11 protein-coding genes, 1 tRNA gene and 2 rRNA genes are annotated in these 13,202 nt (G+C 64.9%); 8 read left to right on the top strand and 6 right to left on the bottom strand.

Annotated elements, in window-relative coordinates:
* The first annotated feature begins 126 nt into the window (after window positions 1-126).
* The 4 genes from C464_RS12195 to C464_RS12180 all read left to right on the top strand — a co-directional run bounded on the left by C464_RS12195 (window position 127) and on the right by C464_RS12180 (window position 5,068).
* Window positions 127-198 (top strand) — tRNA-Ala (locus tag C464_RS12195).
* Between the two features lie 572 nt (window positions 199-770).
* Window positions 771-3,679 (top strand): 23S ribosomal RNA (locus C464_RS12190).
* A gap of 129 nt (window positions 3,680-3,808) precedes the next feature.
* Window positions 3,809-3,930, top strand: a 5S ribosomal RNA gene (gene rrf / locus C464_RS12185).
* A 460-nt stretch (window positions 3,931-4,390) separates the two neighbouring features.
* Window positions 4,391-5,068 (top strand): hypothetical protein, encoded by a 678-nt coding sequence (locus C464_RS12180; RefSeq protein ID WP_006114012.1) that lies wholly within the window; start codon window positions 4,391-4,393, stop codon window positions 5,066-5,068.
* 23 nt (window positions 5,069-5,091) lie between these two features.
* Here the strand turns inward: C464_RS12180 and C464_RS12175 are convergent, their stop codons facing one another.
* Window positions 5,092-5,394, bottom strand: a complete 303-nt coding sequence (locus C464_RS12175) for a hypothetical protein (RefSeq protein ID WP_006114011.1) — start codon at window positions 5,392-5,394, stop codon at window positions 5,092-5,094.
* A gap of 137 nt (window positions 5,395-5,531) precedes the next feature.
* Here C464_RS12175 and C464_RS12170 point away from each other — a divergent pair, with 137 nt between their 5' ends.
* Both C464_RS12170 and C464_RS12165 read left to right on the top strand, forming a co-directional pair.
* Entirely contained in the window at window positions 5,532-6,419 is an 888-nt protein-coding gene (locus C464_RS12170; protein WP_006114009.1) for a DMT family transporter, read from the top strand.
* Window positions 6,420-6,479: 60 nt separating this feature from the next.
* The gene (locus tag C464_RS12165) at window positions 6,480-8,054 is read left to right on the top strand and encodes a sensor histidine kinase (protein ID WP_006114008.1); all 1,575 of its coding nucleotides are present in this window, start codon (window positions 6,480-6,482) and stop codon (window positions 8,052-8,054) included.
* A 38-nt stretch (window positions 8,055-8,092) separates the two neighbouring features.
* Here C464_RS12165 and C464_RS12160 read toward each other — a convergent pair whose 3' ends face one another.
* Window positions 8,093-8,593: an SRPBCC family protein gene (locus C464_RS12160; protein ID WP_049911117.1), complete on the bottom strand. Its 501-nt coding sequence runs from the start codon at window positions 8,591-8,593 to the stop codon at window positions 8,093-8,095.
* 92 nt (window positions 8,594-8,685) lie between these two features.
* Between C464_RS12160 and C464_RS12155 the strand changes: the two genes are divergently transcribed.
* Both C464_RS12155 and C464_RS12150 read left to right on the top strand, forming a co-directional pair.
* Window positions 8,686-9,612, top strand: coding sequence for a DNA-3-methyladenine glycosylase family protein (locus tag C464_RS12155; RefSeq protein WP_006114006.1), 927 nt, complete (start codon window positions 8,686-8,688; stop codon window positions 9,610-9,612).
* A gap of 69 nt (window positions 9,613-9,681) precedes the next feature.
* Window positions 9,682-10,065: a DUF555 domain-containing protein gene (locus tag C464_RS12150; RefSeq protein ID WP_006114004.1), complete on the top strand. Its 384-nt coding sequence runs from the start codon at window positions 9,682-9,684 to the stop codon at window positions 10,063-10,065.
* Between the two features lie 125 nt (window positions 10,066-10,190).
* Here the strand turns inward: C464_RS12150 and C464_RS12145 are convergent, their stop codons facing one another.
* The 4 genes from C464_RS12145 to C464_RS12130 form a co-directional block, all read right to left on the bottom strand.
* Window positions 10,191-10,424, bottom strand: a complete 234-nt coding sequence (locus C464_RS12145) for a UPF0058 family protein (RefSeq protein WP_004598519.1) — start codon at window positions 10,422-10,424, stop codon at window positions 10,191-10,193.
* 246 nt (window positions 10,425-10,670) lie between these two features.
* Window positions 10,671-10,850 carry a DUF7836 family putative zinc-binding protein gene (locus C464_RS12140; protein WP_006114003.1) on the bottom strand — a complete coding sequence of 60 codons (180 nt, stop codon included), beginning with the start codon at window positions 10,848-10,850 and terminating at the stop codon, window positions 10,671-10,673.
* A gap of 88 nt (window positions 10,851-10,938) precedes the next feature.
* Window positions 10,939-11,946 carry a transcription initiation factor IIB gene (locus C464_RS12135; protein WP_006114002.1) on the bottom strand — a complete coding sequence of 336 codons (1,008 nt, stop codon included), beginning with the start codon at window positions 11,944-11,946 and terminating at the stop codon, window positions 10,939-10,941.
* 420 nt (window positions 11,947-12,366) lie between these two features.
* A complete protein-coding gene (locus tag C464_RS12130; protein ID WP_006114001.1) occupies window positions 12,367-13,188 on the bottom strand; it encodes a fumarylacetoacetate hydrolase family protein in 822 nt (273 codons plus the stop codon).
* Window positions 13,189-13,202: the final 14 nt, after the last annotated feature.

Here is a 13,202-nt window from a genome sequence, read left to right as displayed (position 1 = left end):
GACCGTCACCACGACGGTCACTACTCATTCGCATTGGACTGTACCCGTCCGCCCACCCACCGGCTTGGACACCTTAGAACGACCACGGCTCACACTAAACGCGAGAACCTTCCCGTCAGGGAAGGTGGGCTCATAGCTCAGCGGTAGAGTGCCTCCCTTGCAAGGAGGATGCCCTGGGTTCGAATCCCAGTGAGTCCATGTCAGACCCGACGCGAATCCGTCCCCTTAAGTGGGAGACGCGACTCGGTTCGAACACGACGACCGATGCACCATCCCGGGAAACCGCGGATGGGAAGGGTTNGTCACACCCGGGGCGATTCAATGACAACCGTGTATACGTGCGATCCAGACGTCCACTGAACTCATCCGAGTTCGTGGAACGTCAGTGAACCATATACAGTCGGGTGACACTATGTCACTTGACCGTCAGTGACTCTCCTTCGAGAGTCGACTGACACACTACTGGCTACTGTGCCAGCTGGTGAATGGCTCGGCTCGAGAGCCGACGACGGACGTGCCAAGCTGCGAAAAGCTCGTGGGACCCGCATGGAGGGNGCTACTGTGCCAGCTGGTGAATGGCTCGGCTCGAGAGCCGACGACGGACGTGCCAAGCTGCGAAAAGCTCGTGGGACCCGCATGGAGGGAAAGAACACGAGATCTCCCAATCGGAATCCGTTCAACAATTGCTACGCGCAATAGGGAACGCCCTGAATTGAAACATCTCAGTAAGGGCAGGAAAAGAACGCAACAGCGATGTCGTCAGTAACCGCGAGTAAANGCTACTGTGCCAGCTGGTGAATGGCTCGGCTCGAGAGCCGACGACGGACGTGCCAAGCTGCGAAAAGCTCGTGGGACCCGCATGGAGGGGAAGAACACGAGATCTCCCAATCGGAATCCGTTCAACAATTGCCACGCGCAATAGGGAACGCCCTGAATTGAAACATCTCAGTAAGGGCAGGAAAAGAACGCAACAGCGATGTCGTCAGTAACCGCGAGTAAACGCGACACAGCCCAAACCGAAGGTCTTCGGACCAATGTGGTGTTCGGGTTGACAACCAAATCTCGACAACTCATCTGAAGTCTCCTGGAACGGAGCGTGAAACAGGGTGACAACCCCGTAAGATGAGTCAGTACGGATGGCGTCAAATCCAGAGTAGTAGGGGTCGGATATCCTCTATGAACATCTCAGGCATCCCCTGAGAAGGCTAAACACTCCTCGAGACCGATAGCGAACAAGTAGCGTGAGCGAACGCTGAAAAGCACCCCGAGAAGGGCGGTGCAATAGGGCCTGAAATCAGCTGGCGATCGAGCGACAGGGCGTACAAGGCGATTCTTGAAACGACCGAGGAGCGATCCTCTAGTAGGAAAAGAATCGAGCCGGCGTCGTGTCGTGCGTTTTGAAAAACGACCCAGGGAGTGTACTTGATTGGCGAGTCTAACCCGTGAACCGGGGAAGGCGCAGGGAAACCGATACGGCCGCAGCATTGCGAGGGCCACCGTGTTCAAGCGCGGGGAGTCAATTGGGTGCGACCCGAAACCAGGCGATCTACGCGCGAGCAAGGTGAAGCGTGGCGAAAGCCACGTGGAGGCCTGTTAGAGTTGGTGTTCTACAATACCCTCTCGTGACTCGTGTGTAGGGGTGAAAGGCCCATCGAGCCTGGCAACAGCTGGTTCCAACCGAAACATGTCGAAGCATGACCTCNTAGCCCGCGGGGTAGAGCTACCGATTGGATGACCCGCCTCCGAGAGGAGTCGGCCATCCTGTCGAACTCCAAACCCGCAGGCGTCGTAGACGATGGGAGTCCGGTGCGCGGGGTAAGCCTGTGTACCGTGAGGGGAACAACCCAGAGCCGGGTTAAGGTCCCAAAGTGTAGATTAAGTGCGATTCGAAGGTGGTCTCAAGCCCTAAACAGCCGGGAGGTGAGCTTAGAAGCAGCTACCCGCTAAGAAAAGCGTAACAGCTTACCGGCCGAGGTTTGAGGCGCCCAAAATGATCGGGGCTCAAATCTACCACCGAGACCTGGCCGTGCCCTTGATAGGGGCAACCGCGTAGGTTGGCGTACTGGTCGGACGGAAGCCCGGGCGAGAGCTCGTGTGGACCGTCCAGTAACGACAATCCTGGTCACAGTAGCAGCGATAGTCGGGTGAGAACCTCGACGGCCTGAAGAGCAAGGGTTCCTCGGCACTGCCGTTCAGCCGAGGGTTAGCCGGTCCTAAGGTGTACCACAACTTGACTACACCAACGGGAAGCTGGTTAATATTCCAGCGCCATTATGCAGTAAACGCCGACGCCGTGTGGAACGCTGAGCCGGGCATTCGCCCGGTCGAATCGTGGAAACTCGTGGACGCCGTCACGGCACGAAGCGAGCGAAACGCGAAACAGCGAAAGTCAGCCGTACATAGGGCCCGTGAAAAGGCAAGCATGATGTCCGTACCGAGATCCGACACAGGTGCTCTGCCAGCGCAAGGCAAGGCCTGTCGGGAGAACCGACGTTAGGGAATTCGGCAAGTTAGTCCCGTACCTTCGGAAGAAGGGATGCCTGCTCTCTACGGAGCAGGTCGCAGTGACTCGGGCGCTCCGACTGTCTAGTAACAACACAGGTGACCGCAAATCCGTAAGGACTCGTACGGTCACTGAATCCTGCCCAGTGCGGGTATCTGAACACCTCGTACAAGAGGACGAAGGACCCGTCAACGGCGGGGGTAACTATGACCCTCTTAAGGTAGCGTAGTACCTTGCCGCTTCAGTAGCGGCTTGCATGAATGGATAAACGAGAGCGCCACTGTCCCAACGTTGGACCCGGTGAACTGTACGTTCCAGTGCGGAGTCTGGAGACCCCCAAGGGGAAGCGAAGACCCTATAGAGCTTTACTGCAGGCTGTCGCTGAGACGTGGTCGCCGATGTGCAGCATAGGTAGGAGCCGTTACAGAGGTACGTGCGCCAGCACGCCACCCAGGCATCATTGAAATACTACCCGTCGGTGACTGCGACTCTCACTCCGGGAGGAGTACACCGGTAGCCGGGCAGTTTGACTGGGGCGGTACGCGCTCGAAAAGATATCGAGCGCGCCCGAAGATCATCTCAGCCGGGTCGGGAATCCGGCGAAGAGCGTAAGAGCACAAGATGGTCTGACAGTGTTCTTCCCAACGAGGAACGCTGACGCGAAAGCGTGGTCTAGCGAACCTACGAGGTTCCGGAATGGGACCCGTAGATGACAGAAAAGCTACCTTAGGGATAACAGAGTCGTCACTCGCAAGAGCACATATCGACCGAGTGGCTTGCTACCTCGATGTCGGTTCCCTCCATCCTGCCCGTGCAGACGCGGGCAAGGGTGAGGTTGTTCGCCTATTAAAGGAGGTCGTGAGCTGGGTTTAGACCGTCGTGAGACAGGTCGGCTGCTATCTATTGGGGGTGTGAGGTACCTGACGTGAACGAACGTATAGTACGAGAGGAACTACGTTTGGTCGCCACTGGTGTATCGGTTGTCCGAAAGGGCAGATGCCGAGTAGCCACGCGACACGGGGTAAGAGCTGAACGCATCTAAGCTCGAAACCCACATGGAAAAGAGGTACCACAGAGGTCACTCGTAGAAGACGAGTTCGATAGACTCGGGGGGTACGCACCGAGGCAACGAGGTGTTAAGCCCACGAGCACTAACAGACCGAGCCACATTCATTGGCGCTGACGCGCCACGACTCGCATGAGTTCAGGCGGTATCTGGATCGCACGTATACACGGTTTTTCGAACCACGACCGACACGGGCGTCTCTCAGTAGAGAGTCTCGGTTCAACTCCGAGAGTCGGCATAAAGGCGGCCAAAGCGGTGGGGAAACACCCGTACCCATTCCGAACACGGAAGTTAAGCCCACCAGCGTACCGTGAAGTACTGGAGTGAGCGATCCTCTGGGAACCACGGGTCGCCGCCTGCCCACTCATCCGGGAGAATACTCCCACTCAGCCCACGGACACCGCGTCCGTGGGCTTTTTTCATATACAGCGAGCGGACGCGCCGCCCACACGCGACCGCGATAGCCGGTTGACACACGCAGACGCGTACTCGTCGCAAACGATATTAATTCGAGCCGCGTCAGCGGTCGAGCCCGGAAACGGGGAGAAGCCGGACGACCGGTGTCCGAGCGGCGCTCCGCTTTCCGAGACCCATATCAGTACTAATAGTTTCATGCGTAAGTTTATCACTTTTCTCGCTGAAGCCAACGTGTAATGGAGGGCTTGAACAACACGGTCCGGCTGTACTGTAGCGATCGCCAGCCGGTTCACGACGGCAGGGTCTCCGACCGCGTCGTGTCTGTGTTGTTTAGCACTGATGTCGAAGCGTGGCGGAGCGGCTGGAGTCGAACGCCGGGCGGGACACCGACTCGGGAGGCGGTCGTGGACGTGAACGACGTGGTTCGGGGCGGAGCCGCCGCGTCGACGCAGGTGGTTCCGAACAGCGGACTTGTACACACGGTACTCGGCCGTGCGACGGAGCACGAGCGGGTGTTCGACGCCCTCGCCGACCACTTCGACGGCGTTCCGGCGGGGACGATTGACGTGTTCGTCGACGACCTCGCACGGGTCGCCGTTCGGGACGGTGTCGACCCGGCGGTTACGTTTACCGAGCGCCTCGGCGAGCGCTTTCGGGAACGAGCGCGCCGAATCACGATCGGGTGCTCTTTCGAGGGGCCTGCGGAGCTGCTGGCACGGGCTGAGGGGCACGTGGACTCCGTCGCTGGCGTCGACCCGGGCGCGGCGAGCGCGGTCGAACGGCTGTCCCGAGAGGACCCCACGACTTTCGGGTACGTCCGTCGTCACTGGGCCGAGGCTAAGCGCGGGATCGAGACGTGCGACCGAAACTACCCGCAGTCGAAACAGGTCCACGCCGCGCTGACGGACCCGGAGACGACGCCGCGAACGCTGGGGGCGACGCTGTCGGGGCTGGTTACTCTCGGCGCGCTGGAAACGTGGGGAGACACAGTGGGGTCGACCAGATACGACCTCACCGCCTATCGGTCCGAGCGGACGTGGGACGTGGCCGTGGCGCTCGCGGCGGGCGTGTCGGACGACTAGTGGGAGGCGTCAGCCGGAGTCCGCTAGTCTTCGAGTTCGGATTCGCCGTCGGATTCCGCGAGCGGTGTGAGGTCGGTCTCGGTCACGGTTCCGTCTGGCTCCAGCGTGACGCTCCCGAGCCCGGCGGTATCGCCGGTGTCGTACCGAGCGGCGACGGCCTCCAGCGTCGGGCGCTGTTCGAGTCGCTCCCACACGGCCTCCGCGACGAGCGACTGGAACGCTTCGGGATCGGTCCATCCGGAGTCGATGTCGGAGGGGACGCCGACGACGACGCGGAGCTCCGTCTCCGTGACTCGAATCCCGACGCCGAACGTGTCCGCACACATACCGCTTCGTTCGAATCGAGGAGGGAAATCACCGTCGGCCTCGCGTACGGCTGGAATTCGAGAGGGGGTCGCCTCGGGTCGCGCCGCCGGCTCTCGAAACCGGTAAGCGCCCGCCACTCGAACGGTAGTGACAGTCGATGAGTTCGAAGCCGGCGGTGTCACCGAAAGCGGGACTGGCGGCGGCGGTCGTCGCCGTCAGCGCCGGCGCGATTCTCGTCCGGCTGAGCGACGCGCCGAGCTCGGTCACCGCGTTCTACCGGGTGCTGTTCACGACGTTGCCACTGGCCGCGATAGGTGTGTGGCGGTACCGCGGAGAGTTCGCCCAGATCCGCGCTCGCGACCTCGCCTTCGCGGCGCTCTCTGGGATTGCGCTCGCGGTCCACTTCGCTTCGTGGTTCGAGAGCCTCCGGTGGACGAGCGTCGCCGCGAGCGTGACGCTCGTCCAGGCGCAACCGGTGTTCGTCGCGGCCGGCGCGTGGTTGTTGTTACGCGAGCGCGTCACGCGCCGGATGGCCGCGGGTATCGCGGTCGCCGTCGCCGGGATGGCGTCGATGTCGCTCGGCGACTTCCTCGGGGGCGTGGCCATCGGCCCTCGTCCGCTGTACGGCAACGTATTGGCGCTGACGGGCGCTGTCTCGGCCGCGGGATACGTGTTGGCCGGGCGTTCGCTCCGACAGCGCATCTCGTTGATTCCCTACGTCACCGTCGTGTACGGCGTCTGTGTACTCGTGTTACTCGGCTTCGTCCTCGCCGCCGGGCATCCCCTCACCGGATATCCGGCCAGGGAATGGCTCCTGTTCGTCGGGCTCGCTGTCGGCCCCGGGTTACTCGGTCACACGGTACTCAACTGGGCGCTCGCGCACCTCGAATCGAGCGTCGTCTCCGTCTCGTTGCTCGGCGAACCGGTCGGCGCGACGCTGCTCGCGTTCGCGTTACTGTCGGAGGCGCCGACGCCGGCGACGGTCGCCGGCGGCTGCGTCGTCCTCGGCGGGATCTACCTCACCGCGACCGCGGACGGGTCGTAGCGTTTTCAACACCGATATTTTGGGGTAAACGTTGAAGACCTCTGACCGGTTGAAATCCGTATGGACCGGCGAACGGTCGTCGCGTTTGTGGGCGATAACGCGCGCGTCAGCGAACGCGTAACCCGCGCGGTCGACGCCGCTTGGAAGGGCCCCGACGGACCGACGGTTCGGACGTTTGCCCCGACGGAGTTGGACGGAGAACGCGACGGCGGGGACCCGCTAAACGGCACCTGCGGTGTCGTCGTCACCGCCGCGGCAGCGACCGACGACGCGGTAGCCGAGCGGCTCGCGGCGTTGCCGTCGAACGTTCCGGTGATCGCGCTCGTCGAGGACGCGACGACCGAGACGATCCGCGCTCTATTGGCGGCCGGCGTCGACGACGTGGTCGCCGTCGACGACTGGGCGCTCCCCCTCGACGGGAGCGACGGCCTCCGACCGCTCACGGATCGCCTCGCGGAACTGTTAGAGCCCGACCGCGTTCAGCTCGGTAGCGACGACGTGGGCCGTCTCTCCGAGGTATTGCTCGACGCCGGAACGACGCTGATGAGCACGCGCACGGACGAGGTCGGAACGAAGATCGAGTGGACGATGGAGAACGTCGGCGAGCACGCCGAGCTCGATCGGATCGTCTGTTACCGAGAAGACGACGGGCAGTTCGTGCCCGCTTACAGCTGGTGTCCCGACGGGTTCGACCCCGCGCCGAGGCGGTTCGACGACTTCCCCGAGCCGGAGCAACTGTCGACGTTCGGCAACGTCGCGCGCGCGGCGGCTCCCCCGAGCGGTCTCGACGAGCGCCTCGACACGGGTGAAGTCGGGCCGCCGGCCACCGTTCACGTGCCGCTCGTCGTCGACTGGGAACTGAGCGGAATCGTCGCGTTCGAGTCCGACGACCACCGCACTTGGACCGACGACGAGGTCGACCTGTACCGTACCCTCGGCGACTTAGTCGCGCACACGATCGCGCGAAACGACCGTCGGGCTGCGCTCCGTCGCCAGGCGGAACAGCTGGAACAGTTCAGCGCGGTCGTCTCTCACGACCTCAGGAATCCGTTGAACGTGCTCTCCGGGTACCTGTCGCTCTCCGAGGACGAACTGGCTCCGTCGCGGTACGAGGCGATGAGCGGCGCGGTCGACCGGATGGAGACGCTGATCGACGATCTGCTCATGCTCGCGCGGCGAGGCGAGACGATCGGCGAGACGGAGTCCGTCCCGATCGAAGCCGTCGCGGAGGACGCGTGGGCGTCCGTCCGCTCGCCGGACGCGACGCTGACCATCGCGGACGAGATCGGTCACGTCGAGGCCGATCCGGGACGTCTCCGACAGGCGCTAGAGAACCTCTTCCGGAACGCGATCGACCACGGGGGCCGGGACGTGGCGATAGAGATCGGTCCGCTCTCCGCGGAAGACGGGTGTCACGGGATGTACGTCGCGGACGACGGTCCGGGTATCCCGGTCGAACTCGCCGACACCGTCTTCGAATCGGGCGTCTCGTCGGCCGACAGCTCGGGTATCGGACTGGCGATCGTCGACCGGATCGTGGAGGCGCACGAGTGGGACATCGAGGCTCACAACGACGGCGGAGCCGTCTTCGAACTCACGTTCGGCGCGAGTGCGAAGCGGGTCGCGTCGGCGTAAGGACTCGGTCCGCGCCCGCCGGTGGATTCGCGACGCGGTCAGGTCCCGGAGAACCGGTCGACCGTTCGCCGGTGGCGGTCGCGGAACATCCCTTCGAACCCGATCTTCGCCGCGGGACCGGCGAGGTCGCCGATCGGACCGAGCGGCAGTCGATACGCGACCGTGTCGACGAGCAGGGTCTCGTCGCCGTCTGCGTAGAACGCGTGGGTGTGTTCCCAGCGCCGGAACGGCCCGCCTTCCATCTCGTCGACGAACCGCGCGGAACGCTCGGGCGTCGTCGTCCCGTCGGGTTCGCGCTCGACGATCCGCGACGTCCACCGCTGTCGCGGACCGGCCCCGAACGGACGCATCGACATCTGTATCTCCGAATCGGTGACGAGGACCTCGGGGTCGGGCGAGCCGTCAGGCCCCTCGACGCCGTCGATATGGAGCCGCATCCAGTCCGGCGTGAGTTCTCGCAGTCCGTCGACCGTGGAGTGAAAATTCCACACGTCTTCGATCGGGGCCGGCACCCGAGTCGTCCGCCTGTACGTCGGCATACGCCCGGTACGAGATGGGTGGACAAAAACCCGTCCACGGCGGCGGCCCGGGACCGAAACCCGCATGCCCGCGGGCACCGTGAGTAGAGACGATGGAACGCGGGGCGATCGACGTCGGCGACTTGGCTGGACCGTTCGACCTTCAGGCCACGCTCGAGAGCGGTCAGAGCTACCTCTGGAACCGTGCTGACGGGGAGACGTACGCCGAACTCCACGCCCACGGCGGGGACGCGTGGTACGAGACCGTCGTCGACCCGATCCCGGGGGTGACCGACGAGCGCGTCGCGCTTCGGGTCCGACAGGAGGGCGGCGTCCACGACGGCACGCTCCACTGGGAGGCGTCGACAGACGCCGAACCGTTGTTGACGCACCTGCTCCGGTTAGACGATGACCTCGACGCGATCTTGGACGCGACGCCGGACCTTCCGCTTCTAGAGCGGGCGTACGACGCCTACGAGGGAATGCGGCTGACGCGCGATCCGGTGTTCCCCTGCCTCGTCTCGTTCATCTGCTCGGCGCAGATGCGGGTCGCACGGATCCACGGGATGCAGCGCCGACTCCGGGAGGCGTACGGCGACGGGGTCTCGCTCGGCGGAGAGACGTACCGGGCGTTCCCGACGCCCGAGCAGCTGTCCGCCCGCACGGAAGACGAACTCCGCGACCTCTCTTTGGGCTACCGCGCGCCGTACGTCCAGCGGACCGCGGAGATGGTCGCGAGCGGCGAGGCCGATCCGCTGGACGCGGCCGACCTCCCCTACGAAGAGGCCCGGGAGTCGCTCACCCGATTCGTCGGCGTCGGCGACAAGGTCGCCGACTGCGTGCTGCTGTTCTCGCTGGGGTTCCTCGAGGCCGTGCCGCTGGACACCTGGATCCGCACGACCGTCGAGGAGTACTACCCCGACTGCGACCGCGGGAGCTACGCCGCGACGTCCCGCGCGATCCGGGAGCAGTTCGGCGGCGAGTTCGCCGGCTACGCGCAGACGTACGTGTTCTACCACCTCCGCGCCGGCGGCGAGTGACCGCTGGGGCCCCAGAGAGTCGGCCGCGGCCGAAGTTTGATACTCGCTCGTGTGGTACGTTCGCACGTGATGGACTGCCGAGTCGTCGTCGAGGCCGCGGTCCCGGTGTACGACGTGGAGACCGCCGACGAGGCGGTCCGGATCGCGATCTCGAAGACCGGCGAGATGCTCAACCCGGATCTCAACTACGTCGAGATCGACACCGGAACGCGGACGTCACCGAGCGGCGAGCGGCTTGACCCGGCGTTCGTCGCGGCCGACGAGGCGCTCGTCGCCTTGGAGCTCCGGATGGACGTGTTCAACGTCGACCGCGGCGAACACGCCAGTCGCGTCGCGCGCAAGGAGATCGGCAAGCGGCTCCAGAACATCCCGCTCAAGGTGCTCTCCGTTACGGAGATCGATCCCGACGAGAGCGGCCGCGGCGAGGAGTCCGCGTCGAGCGGCGACGAGTAACGGGCTCGCGCGACCCGGCGAACCCTACCGAGCGCCGCCGCTACCGCGGTGACGGTGGACGGAGAACGGTCGCGACGCTCTCGGTGTTCGGTGTGGTCGGCGAGGAGCGGCGCGCGATAGACGTCTCAGTCGGCCGTCGGGGCCAGCGGCTCCGATTCGGACGACTCCATCGGCTCAGTGATTCCCTCGGTCAGCTTGAAAACGGCCGCTTTGTGGTCGGTCTTCGACTTGTGAATCGATGTCGGTTTCACGCCCAGTTCCTCGTAGGCTTCGAGGTCGACGTCGTCGTCCCAGAACTCGCACTGTTTTCGTACCTCCGCGAGGAGACCGTGAAGATGGATGAGCTCCTGCTTCTTCATGAGTACCAGTCCTTTGCTACCGGAGGTTTATATTATTATCTTGAGTAACGTTACCACACTGTCCGCGTATTTCGCGAGTAGCGGGACCGAGAAGTCGTTTCTCGATAGATCGTTCGGGATCGTTTTCGCGTGTCAGCGGCTACGCGGCGGCTAACGGCCGCGGGCGACGGCCGTCTCTCCGCGGTCAGCGCGCGCGGTCGAAGAGTCGATCCGGTGGGGCGGTCGGTTCGACGCTCCCCGCGGGAGTCACTGGAACTGCTTGACCGCCTCGAGGTCGCGTTCCGTCCGCATGAACTCGGTCAGGCGTCGCGTCGCGTGACACGTCGGACAGCTGAAGTTCGACCGAAGATCCTGAAGGTCTGCGGGATTGTCCTGCCACTCCTTGCCGCACTCCGGACAGACGAGTCTGACGAACGCATCAACCATGTCACCGTGTACAGCCGGCCCCGTTAAAAACGTAGGTGGCGACCCGAGGCGGGGGAGAAGCGGACTGATTTCGGTCGGGTGCGGCGCGTCAGGCGCTCACCGACGCGCTCGCGTCGAGCAACTCCTTGTACCGGTTCCGGATCGTGACCTCCGAGACGTCGGCGACGCCGGAGACCTGACTCTGGGTCACCTTCTCGTTGGACAGCAGCGCCGCGGCGTAGACGGCCGCGGCGGCGAGTCCAACCGGGGACTTGCCGCTCGTGATCCCCTCGCTCGCGGCGTCGTCGAGCAGTTCGCGGGCGCGCCGTTCGGTCTCCTCCGAGAGGTCGAGCCGCGAGGCGAACCGCGGGACGTAGCTCGTCGGGTCCGCGGGCTGGACGCGCAGGCCCAACTCCCGGATGACGTAGCGGTACGTCCGGGTCAGTTCCATCTTCTCGACGCGGGAGACCGCGGTGAACTCGTCGAGGCTCCGGGGGTTCCCCACCTGGCGGGCGGCGGCGTACAGCGAGGCCGTCGCGACGCCCTCGATGGAGCGCCCCGGCAGGAGGTTCTCGCTCAGGGCGCGGCGGTAGATGACCGAGGCGGTCTCGCGGACGTTGTCGGGGAGGCCGAGGGCGCTCGCCATGCGGTCGATCTCGCCGAGGGCCTGCTTGAGGTTGCGCTCTTTGGAGTCGCGGGTGCGGAAGCGCTCGTTCCACGTCCGCAGCCGCTGCATGCGGCGTCGCTGGCGGCCGGACAGCGACTTGCCGTAGGCGTCTTTATCCTGCCAGCCGATGTTCGTCGAGAGCCCCTTGTCGTGCATCATGTTCGTCGTCGGGGCCCCGACCCGCGACTTGCTGTCGCGCTCGCCCGAGTTGAACGCGCGCCACTCCGGCCCGCGGTCGACGGAGTCCTCCTCGACGACGAGCCCGCAGTCCTCACAGACGGTCTCGCCGTGTTCCGTGTCGGTCGCGAGCCGTCCGTCGCACTCAGGACAGGTCGTGGTCCGCTCGGCCTCTGCGCGGGAGCACTCCTCGCTCGCCGACTCCTCCTCGTCTCGGCCTTGTACTCGCTCTCGTTCCGTCTCTGCGCCGCCGTAGGTGCGTGTCTCTGTCATTTGTTCCCCCGACGACTCTCGACGAAAAACACGAGATCGGTGTCGCCAGTTATTAACGTATAGTAATCGACGCAACTATATAAATATATCGCTCCTAATTACACTCTCTGAGAATGAAAACGGCCACAGAGCCGGACAATCGCCCGGCAGGCGGCCGAAGCGGATACGGCGCTCTCGCCTCGGTTCGCGGCGACGGAGCTTCGAGAAGGTATATACCTTTCTTTCACGAAACCGGCGTCGAGCGAGCCGACGCTCCGCCGGCTATCGGTCGCCGGTCGGGAGTGTCGCGCCGACGACGGGCCGAGGGCGGAGCGTTCGCGGTCGAGCGTGAACGACTCGCAGCGTCGGGAGCGGTTCCGAGTTGATCGTCGAGAACGCCGAGGCGGCCCCTCTCAGGGCCCGATCCGTGCGACGGTGACGCTACCGCGTCACGGGCGCGGCGACCGAGCCGATCGACTCCACCGTCGCGCGCACCTCGTCGCCCGGCTCGATCGCCGCCGCCCCGGGCGTCCCGGTGCTGAACAGGTCGCCGGGCGCGAGCGTCGCCACCTCGGAGTGGAACGACACGATCTCGGCGGGCGAGAACAGCATGTTCCGCACCTCGTTCTCGGCGGCGACCTCACCGTTCACCCGTGTCGCCACCGTCGCGTCCGCGAGGTCGGCCGGCCCGTCGGGGACCGCGATCGCCGGGCCGACGACGAGGAACGTGTCGTAGCTCTTCGCCCGCGTGAGGAAGCGGGGGTTCCGGCGGAGCACGTCCTCTGCGGTCATGTCGATCACCGGCAGGTAGCCCGCGACGACGTCGCTCGCCTCTTCGACCCCGACGGACCGACACTCCCGACCCATCACGACGGCCAGCTCCGCCTCCGCGGTCACGCGCTCGCTCTGCTCGGGCGGCGGGAGCCGGATCGGCCCGCCCGGACCGGTGAGCGCCGTCGCCGGCTTCATGAAGCTCGCCGGCTCCTCCGGACGCCGCTCGTCGAGGTCGCCGGCGTGGTCGGCGTAGTTGAGCCCGATCCCCCACAGCTTGCCGAACCGCTCCAGCGGCGGCCCGAAAGCGAGGTCCCCCGCCGGGACGCGATCGGCCGGAGCGTCGCCGACCGCCGGGAGGTCGCCGGCGGCGGCCGCGCCGAGCGCGTCGCGTACCGTCGCCGCCCCGGGGAGGGCGGCCCCCAGCGGGACGAAGCCGTCCTCGTCGCCGAGCAGCGGTCGCCCCGTCGCCGTGCGCGCGAGATATCTCATCCGGTCGGTCCTCC

Origin of the sequence: Halorubrum coriense DSM 10284 (genome assembly GCF_000337035.1) — an archaeon.
GTDB classification, from domain to species: domain Archaea; phylum Halobacteriota; class Halobacteria; order Halobacteriales; family Haloferacaceae; genus Halorubrum; species Halorubrum coriense.
Note: the sequence above shows the minus strand (reverse complement) of the source record. Positions and strands in the feature narration are given on the sequence as shown.

Coding starts and splice junctions, on each gene's coding strand:
- C464_RS12175 (WP_006114011.1), bottom strand. CDS start 5,394: ATGTGTGCGGACACGTTCGGCGTCGGGATTCGAGTCACGGAGACGGAG.
- C464_RS12170 (WP_006114009.1), top strand. CDS start 5,532: ATGAGTTCGAAGCCGGCGGTGTCACCGAAAGCGGGACTGGCGGCGGCG.
- C464_RS12165 (WP_006114008.1), top strand. CDS start 6,480: ATGGACCGGCGAACGGTCGTCGCGTTTGTGGGCGATAACGCGCGCGTC.
- C464_RS12160 (WP_049911117.1), bottom strand. CDS start 8,593: ATGCCGACGTACAGGCGGACGACTCGGGTGCCGGCCCCGATCGAAGAC.
- C464_RS12155 (WP_006114006.1), top strand. CDS start 8,686: ATGGAACGCGGGGCGATCGACGTCGGCGACTTGGCTGGACCGTTCGAC.
- C464_RS12150 (WP_006114004.1), top strand. CDS start 9,682: ATGGACTGCCGAGTCGTCGTCGAGGCCGCGGTCCCGGTGTACGACGTG.
- C464_RS12145 (WP_004598519.1), bottom strand. CDS start 10,424: ATGAAGAAGCAGGAGCTCATCCATCTTCACGGTCTCCTCGCGGAGGTA.
- C464_RS12140 (WP_006114003.1), bottom strand. CDS start 10,850: ATGGTTGATGCGTTCGTCAGACTCGTCTGTCCGGAGTGCGGCAAGGAG.
- C464_RS12135 (WP_006114002.1), bottom strand. CDS start 11,946: ATGACAGAGACACGCACCTACGGCGGCGCAGAGACGGAACGAGAGCGA.
- C464_RS12130 (WP_006114001.1), bottom strand. CDS start 13,188: ATGAGATATCTCGCGCGCACGGCGACGGGGCGACCGCTGCTCGGCGAC.